The organism is Exiguobacterium sibiricum 7-3 (genome assembly GCF_000620865.1).
GTDB lineage: Bacteria > Bacillota > Bacilli > Exiguobacteriales > Exiguobacteriaceae > Exiguobacterium_A > Exiguobacterium_A sibiricum_A.
Map to the genome: position 1 here is coordinate 680,383 of NZ_KK211190.1, position 12,948 is coordinate 693,330.

The 12,948-nt window shown below is 42.2% G+C and carries 11 protein-coding genes and 1 other RNA gene; all 12 read left to right on the top strand.

Going from position 1 to position 12,948, the window contains the following annotated elements; genetic code table 11:
- The 12 genes from P402_RS0104395 (at position 1) to P402_RS0104445 (ending at position 12,792) form a co-directional block, all read left to right on the top strand.
- Positions 1-1,479: a sugar ABC transporter ATP-binding protein gene (locus P402_RS0104395; RefSeq protein ID WP_026827593.1), complete on the top strand. Its 1,479-nt coding sequence runs from the start codon at positions 1-3 to the stop codon at positions 1,477-1,479.
- A gap of 1 nt (position 1,480) precedes the next feature.
- Positions 1,481-2,449, top strand: coding sequence for an ABC transporter permease subunit (locus tag P402_RS0104400; protein ID WP_051525117.1), 969 nt, complete (start codon positions 1,481-1,483; stop codon positions 2,447-2,449).
- A gap of 27 nt (positions 2,450-2,476) precedes the next feature.
- On the top strand, positions 2,477-3,391 hold the full coding sequence (gene rbsB / locus P402_RS0104405; RefSeq protein ID WP_026827595.1) for a ribose ABC transporter substrate-binding protein RbsB: 915 nt from the start codon (positions 2,477-2,479) through the stop codon (positions 3,389-3,391).
- A 141-nt stretch (positions 3,392-3,532) separates the two neighbouring features.
- A complete protein-coding gene (gene secG / locus P402_RS0104410) occupies positions 3,533-3,766 on the top strand; it encodes a preprotein translocase subunit SecG (protein ID WP_012371248.1) in 234 nt (77 codons plus the stop codon).
- 101 nt (positions 3,767-3,867) lie between these two features.
- Entirely contained in the window at positions 3,868-4,608 is a 741-nt protein-coding gene (locus P402_RS0104415; RefSeq protein WP_026827597.1) for an alpha/beta hydrolase, read from the top strand.
- A gap of 14 nt (positions 4,609-4,622) precedes the next feature.
- Positions 4,623-6,980: a ribonuclease R gene (gene rnr, locus P402_RS0104420; protein WP_026827598.1), complete on the top strand. Its 2,358-nt coding sequence runs from the start codon at positions 4,623-4,625 to the stop codon at positions 6,978-6,980.
- A gap of 32 nt (positions 6,981-7,012) precedes the next feature.
- The gene (gene smpB / locus P402_RS0104425; RefSeq protein WP_026827599.1) at positions 7,013-7,483 is read left to right on the top strand and encodes an SsrA-binding protein SmpB; all 471 of its coding nucleotides are present in this window, start codon (positions 7,013-7,015) and stop codon (positions 7,481-7,483) included.
- Between the two features lie 58 nt (positions 7,484-7,541).
- Positions 7,542-7,900, top strand: a transfer-messenger RNA (tmRNA) gene (gene ssrA / locus P402_RS16825).
- A gap of 232 nt (positions 7,901-8,132) precedes the next feature.
- Positions 8,133-8,687 (top strand): TIR domain-containing protein, encoded by a 555-nt coding sequence (locus tag P402_RS16215; RefSeq protein ID WP_051525118.1) that lies wholly within the window; start codon positions 8,133-8,135, stop codon positions 8,685-8,687.
- Between the two features lie 13 nt (positions 8,688-8,700).
- Positions 8,701-10,152 carry an SIR2 family protein gene (locus P402_RS0104435; protein ID WP_026827600.1) on the top strand — a complete coding sequence of 484 codons (1,452 nt, stop codon included), beginning with the start codon at positions 8,701-8,703 and terminating at the stop codon, positions 10,150-10,152.
- Positions 10,152-10,637: a TIR domain-containing protein gene (locus tag P402_RS0104440; protein ID WP_026827601.1), complete on the top strand. Its 486-nt coding sequence runs from the start codon at positions 10,152-10,154 to the stop codon at positions 10,635-10,637. The genes P402_RS0104435 and P402_RS0104440 overlap by 1 nt, the downstream gene beginning before the upstream one ends.
- Before the next feature lie 355 nt (positions 10,638-10,992).
- The gene (locus P402_RS0104445) at positions 10,993-12,792 is read left to right on the top strand and encodes a hypothetical protein (RefSeq protein ID WP_026827602.1); all 1,800 of its coding nucleotides are present in this window, start codon (positions 10,993-10,995) and stop codon (positions 12,790-12,792) included.
- Positions 12,793-12,948: the final 156 nt, after the last annotated feature.

Genomic DNA, 12,948 nt, shown 5'->3' on the forward strand with positions numbered 1-12,948 from the left:
ATGCAAATTGAGATGACAGGTATCACAAAAGCGTTTGGTCCCGTTCCCGTCTTGAAGGGAGTCGACTTCACTCTCGCGACCGGTGAGATTCATGCCTTGATGGGAGAGAACGGTGCCGGAAAATCGACACTGATGAAAATTCTGACCGGTGTCCATAAAGCCGATCAAGGAACGATTTTAGTCGACGGAGTCGAACAGCAGTATAAAAATCCGAAACTGGCGGAAGAAGCGGGGATTGCCTTCATCCACCAGGAACTGAACATCTTACCGGACTTAACGGTCACGGAAAATCTGTTTCTCGGACGGGAACTGAAATCCCGCTTCGGTGTTTTGAAGCAGGCGGAAATGAAACGGCTTGCCGAACGCGAACTGGCAGAATTGAACGTCTTCATGGACGTCAATCAGCTCGCCCGGACGTTATCGGTCGGACAACAGCAGATGATTGAGATCGCGAAAGCGTTGATGACGGATGCGAAGGTCATCATCATGGATGAGCCGACGGCCGCTTTGACGGAACGCGAAATCCGCGCCTTGTTCAGTGTCGCGACGGCATTGCGGGGTCAAGGAGTCTCGATCGTCTATATCTCACACCGAATGGAAGAAATTTTTGAGCTGTGTGACCGGATCACGGTGTTACGGGACGGTGTCTCTGTCTCGACCCACCGGATTGCCGACACTTCGTTTGAACAGATCGTCCGCGAAATGGTCGGACGCGAGATGGGCGAACGCTATCCGGAGCGTCAAGTGACACTCGGTCAGACGGTCCTCGAAGTCACCGGGGCAACCGGCAAACGGTTTGAAGATGTCTCGTTCTCGGTCCGTACCGGTGAAATCGTCGGATTTTCCGGCTTGATGGGAGCAGGACGAACAGAAGTCATGCGCGGCTTGTTCGGGGTCGACCGGATGAAAGCAGGGACGATCAGCTTAAACGGCAACGTCGTCAAAATCAAATCACCGCATGATGCGATCAAACAGGGACTCGGTTTCTTAACGGAAGACCGAAAAGGCGAAGGATTGTTCCTCGATTTTTCACTCCGGGAAAACATCTCCTTGCCGACAATCCGGTCGTTATCGAAGTCCGGTGTCATCTCCGATCAATCGGAGCGGCAGTTCGCCGAAGGATATCTCAAGTCGTTATCTGTCCGGCACAGCTCGATGGATCAACCGGCGAAGTCTTTATCAGGCGGGAACCAGCAAAAGGTCGTCCTCGCGAAATGGCTCGGAACAAAACCGGATGTCCTGATTCTCGACGAACCGACACGCGGTGTCGACGTCGGGGCGAAAAAAGAGATTTATATGATTATGAACGAACTGGCCGCATCGGGTGTCGCAATCATCATGATCAGTTCTGATCTGCCGGAAATCCTCGGCATGAGCGACCGCGTCTATGTAATGCGTGAAGGGCAAATGAGCGGCATGCTCAATCAAGAAGAGGCAACGCAAGAGAGTATCATGACGCTTGCGACAGGAGGACAATGATATGGAATTGATGCAAGGGAAACTGACAGAAAAGAAACCGAGACGACTCGGGATTGGTCAAAAGCTCGGTCCGCTCGCCGGACTGTTCGCGATCATTCTCGTCGTTTCGATCATGGAACCGGACTTTTTAACGCTTAATAACTTATTTAACATCTTACGCCAAGTTTCGATCAATGCCTTGATTGCTTTCGGGATGACGTTCGTCATCTTAACGGGCGGGATCGACTTATCGGTCGGTTCGATTCTTGCGTTGTCATCCGCGTTCGTCGCCGGTCTGATGACCGACGGAACGTCCGCGATTCTCGCTGTGCTTGCCGGCTTGATCGTCGGGGCAATCATGGGTGCTTTAAACGGAATGGTCATCTCGCTCGGGAAAGTCGCACCGTTCATCGCGACACTCGCAACGATGACGATCTTCCGCGGTCTGACACTCGTCTATACGGACGGGAAGCCGATTACCGGACTCAGCCAAGGTGGCTGGTTTGAATTATTCGGTCGCGGCTACTTCTGGATCTTCCCGGTCCCGGTCGTGACGATGTTGATTGCCTTTGGCGTGCTGTACTTCATCTTGAAGAAAACGACGTTCGGCCGTTACACGTATGCGATTGGTGGAAACGAAGAAGCTGCAAAATTGATGGGGATTCAAGTCAACAAAGTGAAGATTTTGATCTACTCGCTGTCTGGTTTAATGGCAGCACTGGCTGGAATCATCCTGACGTCGCGTCTCAACTCGGCGCAACCAACAGCCGGAACATCGTACGAACTTGATGCGATCGCAGCGGTCGTCCTTGGTGGAACAAGCTTATCTGGTGGACGCGGTTGGATCGTCGGGACGTTGATCGGTGCCTTGATCATCGGGACACTCAACAACGGACTTAACCTGCTTGGTGTCTCCTCGTTCTTCCAGCTCGTCGTCAAAGGGCTCGTCATCCTGTTCGCGGTACTCGCGGACCGGAAACAAACTACGTGATTTACCATCCAAAAGGAGGATATTGATATGAAAAAACTACTCGCACTCGTCATGATGGCTTTAATGGTGTTCGCAGCGGCTTGTTCGACGGAACAACCGGGCAGTGACACGGAAAAAGAGAAGAAAACAAAAGACTTCAAGATTGGTCTGTCGATTTCGACGCTCAACAACCCGTTCTTTGTGTCACTTAAAGAAGGCGCAGAAAAAGAAGCAAAAGCACAAGGCGCAACACTGCAAGTCGCGGATGCACAAGATGATGCGGCCAAACAAGCAAGCGACATCGAAGATATGATTCAAAAGAAAGTCGATCTTATCTTGATCAACCCAACGGATTCAGCAGCAGTCGGTGCGGCAGTTCAAACAGCAAACGATGCTGACATCCCAGTCATCACAGTTGACCGGAATGCAGAAGCCGGCGACGTCATCGCGCACATCGCGTCGGATAACGTAGCAGGTGGGAAACAAGCGGGTGAGTACATGATCGAACTCGTTGGCGACAAAGCGAAAGTCGTTGAACTCGAAGGAATCCCGGGCGCATCTGCAACACGCGACCGCGGCGAAGGCTTCCACGCGGCAGTCGACAGCAAGCTTGACGTCGTCGCTAAACAATCAGCAAACTTCGACCGGGCAAAAGGTCTGTCGGTCATGGAAAACATTCTTCAAAACAACAAAGACATCAAAGCTGTCTTCGCACACAACGATGAAATGGCCCTTGGTGCCGTCGAAGCGTTGAAAGCAGCGGGCATGGAAGACGTAAAAGTCATCGGTTTTGACGCAACAGACGATGCGGTTAAAGCAGTCGAAGACGGTAAGATGGCCGGAACAGTCGCTCAGAAACCGGCTGAAATCGGTAAAACCGGAATCGACACAGCAATCAAACACCTCAAAGGTGAGACAGTCGAGAAGAACATTCCAGTCGAACTCGATCTCATCAAACAATAATTTTCCTCACCAGCCGAGCTGATTTTGTCAGCCGGCTGGTGTTTTTTGGAGGTAAGATGAACTTCGTGAATCTATACCTTGTTCCCGTAGTTGTTTTTCTCTATAATGAAAGAAGCGTATATTACTGAAGGAGGATCATCGATGATCATTCATAACGTGGCTCTTGTCGGCCTCATCGTCGTTTCCGTTCTTCTCATCATCGTCGTTCTCTTGATGTCAGGCCGTACGGCTGGACTCGGAGCATTGACAGGTGGGGCAGAACAATTATTTGGTCGCCAAAAAGCCCGTGGCTTGGATGCGGTCCTAAATCGTGTAGCGTCTATTTTAGGGGCATTATTCTTTATCTTGGCGTTACTCGTCGCTTTTTATAAGTGAGTATTGAAACGACAGCCGTCCGATCGCGCTGTCGTTTTTTCTTATTTTCTCGATTTCTAAATTTTCATTTTGGGGTATAGAGTTAGAGGGGGAATCATTTTATGAAAATCACATTACCAAAACCATTCTTTTTTGAAGGCGGCAACCGGGCAGTTCTGTTGTTGCACGGCTTCACCGGCTCAAGCGCCGATGTCCGGATGCTCGGACGTTACCTGCAAAAACATGGTTATACATCACTGGCACCACAATATAAAGGGCACGCTGCCCCACCCGAAGAGCTGACGAAGACTGGGCCAGCCGACTGGTGGCAGGATGTCCTCGACGGTTACGAAGAGTTAAAAGCCAAAGGATACGACGAGATTGCGGTCTGCGGACTGTCACTCGGCGGTGTCATGTCGCTTCGACTTTCGATGCACCGTCCGGTCAAAGCCGTCATTCCGATGTGTGCGCCGGCTTACATCAAAAGTGAAGACGTCATGTATGCAGGAGTCACGGAGTATGCCAGAGAATTTAAAAAGCGAGAAGGAAAATCGGTCGAGGAAATCGAACAGGAGATGGCTGTGTTCGAACCGATGCCGACCTTAAAGGATCTGCAAGCCTTGCTGAAAGATACACGCGATTCACTCGAAGATGTCTATGCACCGACACTCGTCATCCAAGCCCGCAATGATCATATGATCAACACGGATTCAGCCAACATCATCCATGATGGTGTCAGTGCCTTACAAAAAGATCTGATCTGGTATGAGAACTCAGGTCATGTCATTACGCTCGACAAAGAAAAAGAAACGCTCCACCAAGACATCCATGAATTTTTGGACGGCTTGAACTGGAGCCATTAACTGGAGGTGTCACGTTGGAATTACGTGAACGCATATTAGAGGTCATCGCGGCGGACGAACGTCCGTTGTCGATTGATCAATTAACGAAAAAACTGGAATTAACGGATACGGCACAGTTCAAGGAACTGATCCGGACGTTAAATGAACTTGAAGAAGAAGCGCTTGTCGCGCGGACCCGTTCGAACAAATACGGAACCCTCGCCCAAATCGGGCAAGTCGCTGGAAAAATCTCGGTCCACCAACGTGGATTCGGATTCGTTTCACCGGAAGACGGTTCTGCAGGCGATATCTTCCTGCCGGCACCGGAACTCGGCAATGTCTATAACGGGGACCGTGTCCTCGTCAAAGTTTTTGCTGAATCCAACGGCGGGGACCGCCGTGAAGGCAAGTTGCTCAAGATTCTCTCACGCGGACCGGCTGATTTCGTCGGGACGTTTGTCAGTCCAAAAGGACGGATTGAGTCGATTGCCTACATTGAGCCGGATGATTCGAAGCTGACGTTCTTACCGGTCGTCGCAAACGAAGATACGCTCGGTGCCGTCGACGGCCATAAAGTCCTCGCGCGGATTACGAAGTATCCGGACGGCCGTTACGCGGGAACGGCAAAAGTCTTACAAATCATCGGTCATAAAAACGACCCGGGTGTCGATATCCTGTCGATCGTCCACAAGCACGGCATCAATGTCGACTTCTCAGACGCAGCAATCGCGGAAGCGAATGACATTCCGGATCAAATCGATGAGAAAGATCTCGTCGGTCGCGTGGACTTACGCAAGGAAGTGACGGTCACGATTGACGGCGCTGATGCGAAAGACCTCGATGACGCGGTCCATGTCAAGAAACTTGCGAACGGCAACTACGAGCTCGGTGTTCACATCGCCGACGTCTCGCATTACGTCAAGGAAGATTCACCGCTGGACGAAGAAGCACGCGAACGCGGGACAAGTGTCTATCTCGTTGACCGCGTGATTCCGATGATTCCGCACCGTCTGTCAAACGGGATCTGTTCATTGAACCCACACGTTGATCGTTTAACACTCAGCTGCATCATGGAAATCGATCAAAACGGTGCTGTCGTCAATCATGAGATTTTACAAAGTGTCATCAAGACGACGGAACGGATGACGTATACCGATGTCCGTAAAATCATCGAACGCGAAGACGAAGAAGTGGTCGCGAAATATCACAATCTCGTCGCTAACTTCGATCAGATGGCGGAACTGGCTGCGATTCTCCGCGAACGCCGCTCGCGCCGTGGAGCGATCAACTTCGACTTCCCGGAAGCAAAAGTGCTCGTCAACGAAGAAGGCAAGACAAGCGAAATCATCTTACGTGAGCGGTCCGTTGCCGAAAAACTGATCGAAGAGTTTATGCTTGCCGCGAACGAAACGGTGGCAGAGCACGTCCAGCACCAAAAACTGCCGTTCATGTACCGGATCCACGATGAGCCGAAAGCAGAACGTCTCGATACGTTCTTCAAGTTCATCGCCAACTTCGGGATCAACGTTGAACGCAAAGGCGAGTCGGTCGCACCGAAGACGTTGCAATCGATCTTGAACGCCGTTGAAGGCGAACCGGAAGAAGCCGTCGTCAGTACGGTCATGTTACGGTCGCTCCAACAAGCGAAATATGACGTCGAACCGATTGGTCACTTTGGTCTGTCGACCGATTTCTATACGCACTTCACGTCACCGATCCGCCGATATCCGGACTTGATGGTCCACCGTCTCTTGCGCGAGTACATCATCTTTAATGATAAATCGCAAAAGACACAGGACCGTTATGCTGCGATTCTGCCGGAGATCGCCGATCACGCCTCAAAACGGGAACGTCGTGCCGTTGACGCGGAGCGCGAAACGAATGCGCTGAAGAAAGCTGAGTATATGGAACAACACATCGGCGAAACGTTTGAAGGTGTCGTCAGCGGAGTGACCAACTTCGGGATGTTCGTTGAGTTACCGAACACGATCGAAGGACTCGTTCACATCCAGGCGATGACGGATGACTTCTATCGCTATGATGAAGCGAACTATCAATTGATGGGCGAACGGACGAAACAACAGTTCCGGATCGGCGACGTCGTCGAGATCAAAGTCACCGGTGTCAACATCGATGAGAAGACAATCGACTTCGCGGTCGTCGGGATGCCGGAACGCCAACCGAAAAAACGATTTGAGTCGAAGACAATCCGTTCAAGCGGCGGCCGTCCGGGACAAAAACGCGACGATAAGAAAGACGACCGTCGCGGAAAGTCGAAGCGTCCGAGTAAGCCGAAGGACCAGTCGAAAGGCAAAGGGTTCGCGCTGAAGGACAAGAAGGATAAACCACCGTTCCATAAAGCGGTCTCGAATAAAAAACGGAAGCGCAAATAAGCGCTTCTGTTTAGAAATGTGGTGGAAGAGAGATGCCAAAAGGTACAAGTTCAAAAGTATTAGCCAACAACAAACGGGCGTCGTTTGATTATGCGATTGAAGATACGATTGAAGCGGGTCTCGTCTTGACGGGAACCGAAATCAAATCGGTCCGTAAAGGAAAAATCAGTATTGGCGACGCGTTCGTCCGGTTCGACGGCGGGGAAGCGATTCTCTGGAACTCAAACATCGCCCACTTCGAACAAGGGAACCGGTACAACCACGAACAGCTCCGTCCGCGGAAACTGTTGCTGCACAAAAAACAGATCGCAAACTTAATGGGACTCGTCTCGCGCGACGGGTACACGATCGTGCCGCTGAAGATCTACATCAAGAACGGCTACGCGAAATGTCTGATCGGACTCGGACGCGGGAAGAAGAAATTCGACAAACGCGACGATCTGAAGAAGAAGGACGCGAAACGCGATATTGACCGCGCATTACGCGACAAGCAAAAGTATTGAACCCGTAACACTTTTCTGCTATTATAATAGTATTCGGAAAGCCCCAATTTTATATCTTGGGGACGTTACGGATTCGACGGGGGTAGTTCGGTCTTCTGTGGCGTGTCGAGGGGTCGGCCTCGTTAAAACGCATCAGCCATAACTGGCAAAACTAACACACAACTCGCAGCAGCTTAATAGCTACTACGGATCCTAGCAGCCGTCGCCTGGTCGGCTGATTTCTAGGGTCTCACTTTAAACAGGCTACGCTTGGACCCTTCCGTCTGGAGGGAAAGAGAAGAGATGGAATCAGACTGGTCGGACGGACGCCTGTCAATTGGCAGCCTGACGACGAGATCCCAATAAATTGACTACACACGTAGAAGCTTAAGTATACGATGCCTTCGGACGTGGGTTCGACTCCCACCGTCTCCATTATTATATGACCCGACTAACCGTAATGTTATGTACGATAATCGGTAAGTAGTGTCATAAAAAGTCTAAATAAAAAGAAGTAAGGATTAATCTCCTTACTTCTTTTTATTTTTTTGTTAGTATTACTTTTTCCTATTATTTACTCCTTCGTTTTTAGTTGTAATTTAACTTTTAATTTAAAAAATGGTATAATTGACATTAAATTTAACTAAAATCCAATTAAAGGAGAATTCGTATGCCACTTTTTTTAGAAAGAGACTTAAAGCGAAAAGGGAGTCAAGAAGGTCTTAAAGGATATTTCAACAAGTCTGCAAACACCATACTTAAAGAAAATTATGAAAGTTTTAGCAATACTAAGACCTACGATGTTTTTTTGTCTCATAGTTTTTTAGATGCTGAAGTAATACTAGGATTAAAATTAGCTTTAGAGGAAAAAAACTTGACGGTATATGTAGATTGGATAGACGACAAACAATTAAATAGGGATAAAGTGAATGCAAGAACAGCAAATCAGTTGAGGAATAGAATGAATAATTGCAAATCACTTTTTTTTGCCACTTCGGATAACTCTAGTAACTCTAAATGGATGCCTTGGGAATTAGGATACTTTGATGGTTTAAAGAATAAAGTTGCCATTATACCAATTACAAAATCAATTTCATATAATGATACTTTTTCCGGTCAAGAATATTTAGGGCTATATGATTATGTTATTGAACAATATGGATCGCTTTATATTCGATATTTAAATGGAACTACGGAACCTTTTCGAGATTGGATAAAAGAGTGAAGGAGGAAGAATTATGGGTTTTGACAGAGATATTCTAAACTTTATTGATGAGTATGTTAAAGCGATATCTGAAAGCAGCGCTGCTGTATTCGCTGGAGCGGGTCTCTCAATCCCTGCAGGCGCTGTTAATTGGAAAGAACTATTAAGAGCACCTGCAAGTAGATTAGGTCTTAGCGTAGATAGGGAAAGCGATTTAGTAGCGATAGCACAATATATTTATAATGACTCTAATACAAGGACGCCTTTAACAGAATTAATTAATGACTTTTTTAATAAAAGTGGTCAAATTACCAGAAACCACAACCTTATTGTGAATTTACCAATTAAAACAGTTTGGACTACAAATTATGATAGATTCATCGAACAAGCATTTTTAGAATCTGGAAAAACACCAGATGTTAAAAAGAGAGTAATAGATTTGTCTTCAATTAGAAGTAATAGAGATGCAGTAGTTTATAAAATGCATGGAGATGTTGATTTAGCACAAGATGCGATTTTGATAAAAGATGATTATGAAATGTATGATACTAAAAACCAAATGTTTAGTATTGCTCTTAAAGGTGACTTAGTATCAAAAACGTTTTTGTTCGTAGGCTTTAGCTTCGAAGACCCCAATTTGGAGCATATTCTCAGTAAAATTAGAATCTTAGTTGATGGGCATACTAGAACGCATTATTGCTTTATTAAAAGAGTAAAAGAAGCAGATTACAAGGAGACAGAAGAATTTCAGTACGACAAAATAAAACAAGAATTAAAATGCGCAGATCTAAAGCGTTATTCAATAAAACCTTTGCTAATAGATGAATATAATGAGATTACGGAAATTCTAGAGATGATTTCTGAACGTTACAATAGACGTAATATTTTAATATCAGGTAGTGCATATTCTTATGAAGATTTTGAAATAAAAGGGATTAAAGCACAAGATTTTATTCATGATTTAAGTAAAGCTCTTAGTAAATGTGGATTTAAAATAGCAACGGGATTTGGTTTAGGAGTGGGGAGCGGTGTCATTAATGGAGTATTAGAAAGGATGTCAGAAGAAAATTCTAAAAATATTGATAATTATCTTTTGATGAGACCTTTTCCTCAATACGCTAAAGAAGGTGAAAACTTAGAAAAATTATGGCATAGTTATCGGGAAAATTTATTACAAGAATGCGGTATTGCCATTTTTATATTTGGAAATAAAAATGATCCAGAAAAAGGAATGATTAACGCGGAAGGCGTTGAAAAAGAATTTGAAATTGCTTACGCGAACAATGTTAAGGTAATACCTATTGGTGTAACGGGATATGCCAGTAAACTACTTTTTGAAAGATTGATGGTAGATTATGAAGAGTTTTATCCTGAATTTCCACGTTTAAAAGATGACTTCATTAAGTTAAATGAAAAAGGTATTGACCATGAAGAGGTAATAAGAACTATCCTAAAAATAGTGACGAGTATTAGAGGAGGGACATAATGGCTAGAAAAACATTTTTTAGTTTTCATTTTGAGAGAGACGCATGGAGAGCGGGACAAGTTAGAAATAGTGGTTTATTAATGGGAGATAAAGCAGGCTTCATTGATAAAGCGCAGTGGGAAGAAGTAAAAAGAAACGGGAATGCTGCTATAGAAAAATGGATTGATAAGCAATTAGAAGGAACAAGTACAACTGTAGTTTTAATAGGTAGTGAAACGGCAGGTAGAAAGTATATTAACTATGAAATTGAACAAAGTGCCAAAAGAGGTAATGGGCTATTGGGGATATATATTCATAATGTAAGAACACAAAATTTTGAAACTGATACCAAAGGAAAAAATCCATTTGATGATTGGTATCGTACAATTAATGGGCGTAAAGTATATTTTTCAGAGGTCTATCCAACTTATGATTGGGTGATGCATGATGGTAGATCCAATCTAGGTAAGTGGATAGAAGAAGCAGCAAGAAAAGCCAAAAGGTAATACATTTTCTTAATTCTCGTTTTAAAAAATTACTGATAGTTTTTTGCCATAATTATTTATTGAAATTATGGGAAATTAAAAAGTTAAGATAACTAATTTATGTATATTTCTAAATTAAAAAATTCCTCTCTTAATAAGTAAATATTAAAGCATGGAGTGACAGTTCATATTGAATTTGTCACTCCATGCTTTAATATAGTATACATATTTTTTAGTAACTAAATGATATTGCAATTGTTTTTATGATAAACAAAAAATATTTATATATTTTTTTCTTCGTAAAAATATTAATTTTATTTATAAATAAAAGATTTGAATTCCTTGATTCAGTATATAAATATAAGGTGGAAATGTGATGAAAAATAGTGTTTTAGAAAATATATTTATCTCTACCAATTTGAACTTCAATAAAGAAGTTATAAAAATAAATTCTCGTATAAAGTACATATCTCATTTTATTAATAAAGTAAACAATAATCCAGGATATCTCTACATATATCTAAACGATGAAGAACAGTTGTATGTAGCAAAAATAAAAACTATAAGTTCAAAAAGACAAAATGATAATGAATGTATAAAAATAAAATTAGGTGGACGCTACATTTTTATTAATTATCAATTAAACATTAGAAGCTATTCAACTCAAATTTTAAAATATTTATATGCAAGACAGAATAGTCATAATTTAAAAGATGTCAAAAAATCGATTTTTATGACCAATAAAAAATATAACTTTCAATTCTCTAGACCAATAATTGACGAAGAAAGATTACATAAGGATTTTCTTAATACAGAAAAATTATTAGATAAACAAGATTTTTCAAATAGTATACTATATAAAGGATTAATCATTCCACCTAAAGAAGATGGAAATAAAACTTATGCTTTTTTGATTGAGGAAGACGAAGAACATTTTTTAACTTTAACTAATAATAAAATGATAGATTTAGATTTACAATATATAAATGAAGAATATCCTCAAGATTTGCCCCCTTATAAACCCTATTTTTATGATTTTTATCCTAGTGAATCTCAAAAATTAAAATACTTACTATCTGGTTTATCTGACAATAAAGATGAAATATTTGAAGTTAATTTTTTACTTGAAGAAGAAATTGATAATAAAGAAAATCTGATAGAAGGTAAAGTTGTATTCAGCGCCTCTCCGATAAAGCGAATTAATGCATATATAGAATCATTAATTGAAACAAAAAATCCTGATGTTATAAGAAAAATAAAAGAATTAAAGAATAATACTAAAAATAAAATAAAGACCGAAGATAGCCAAAAAAAGATAGAGAGAAAAATTATGGATGGTCTAATTCATAAAGGTAACAAATTTGAAAATGAATTAAATGTTTACAACGTAGGACAGGGAAACTGGTCCAAAATAGATTTTAAGAATCACATTACTAAGGAAAAAATTTTTACGATAGTATTTGATATTGGGATTGGAAATAATGCTCCCGAAAATGTACATAAAATCGCTGTAGATGCTGCAAAAGAATTGAATGGGAATTATATGATTATGCTTTCTCATTGGGATCAAGATCATATAAAAGGTATAATTCATTTAGAAAAAGAGCAATTTGAAAACCTTTGGGTAGTTCCAGATTTACCTAAAAGTAATGTAAGTACAGGAGCATTAAGATTAGCTGCATTTCTGCACTTTGATCCTTTTATTGAAAGTATTTTTATAGATAATAGCTTTAATAATAAAGTTATTGTTGATAATAATTATTTGATGCTTGGAAAAGGAGAAGGTCGAAATTCAGGGGTCAATGTTTTGAGGGGCCGAAGTACAATAAAAACTAAATACAATGATAAAAATAATCTAGGATTAATTTTGGTTATTAAAAATGATCAAAAAAAAATATTACTTCCTGGTGATTGTGAATATATTCAATTTCCAGACAAATTTATAAATGTTAGTTATAATTTTTTTGTTGCGTCTCATCATGGTGCAAATACAAATATTAAAGATTTATCAGATGTTGGTTTTTTCAAAGTCGCGAAAGATACTAAAGCAATAGTATGTGTAGGTGATGTTAAAGATTATCCTTGTCCTGTACATATGCTAATGTTAGAAAAATTGGGATACGTAATTGAAAAAACGAAAGACATAAAAAGCAATTCGTATAAGTATAAATTTTAAATTAATACTAAACAATAAAGTTAAAAATATTTTATGATAAATACGCTTAGATATAGAAAGGTGATAATTAGACGGCAAAAATAAAAAAACAAGCTATTTTATCTTGATTGATGAATAAATACTTATAAGGTTAATATGAGACAAATGTTATAACGA

What these genes read in the sequence shown, in the direction of transcription:
- P402_RS0104415 (WP_026827597.1), top strand. Translation starts at nt 3,868, where the DNA reads ATGAAAATCACATTACCAAAACCATTCTTTTTTGAAGGCGGCAACCGG.
- P402_RS0104400 (WP_051525117.1), top strand. Translation starts at nt 1,481, where the DNA reads ATGGAATTGATGCAAGGGAAACTGACAGAAAAGAAACCGAGACGACTC.
- smpB (WP_026827599.1), top strand. Translation starts at nt 7,013, where the DNA reads ATGCCAAAAGGTACAAGTTCAAAAGTATTAGCCAACAACAAACGGGCG.
- P402_RS0104440 (WP_026827601.1), top strand. Translation starts at nt 10,152, where the DNA reads ATGGCTAGAAAAACATTTTTTAGTTTTCATTTTGAGAGAGACGCATGG.
- P402_RS0104395 (WP_026827593.1), top strand. Translation starts at nt 1, where the DNA reads ATGCAAATTGAGATGACAGGTATCACAAAAGCGTTTGGTCCCGTTCCC.
- P402_RS0104435 (WP_026827600.1), top strand. Translation starts at nt 8,701, where the DNA reads ATGGGTTTTGACAGAGATATTCTAAACTTTATTGATGAGTATGTTAAA.
- P402_RS16215 (WP_051525118.1), top strand. Translation starts at nt 8,133, where the DNA reads ATGCCACTTTTTTTAGAAAGAGACTTAAAGCGAAAAGGGAGTCAAGAA.
- rbsB (WP_026827595.1), top strand. Translation starts at nt 2,477, where the DNA reads ATGAAAAAACTACTCGCACTCGTCATGATGGCTTTAATGGTGTTCGCA.
- P402_RS0104445 (WP_026827602.1), top strand. Translation starts at nt 10,993, where the DNA reads ATGAAAAATAGTGTTTTAGAAAATATATTTATCTCTACCAATTTGAAC.
- secG (WP_012371248.1), top strand. Translation starts at nt 3,533, where the DNA reads ATGATCATTCATAACGTGGCTCTTGTCGGCCTCATCGTCGTTTCCGTT.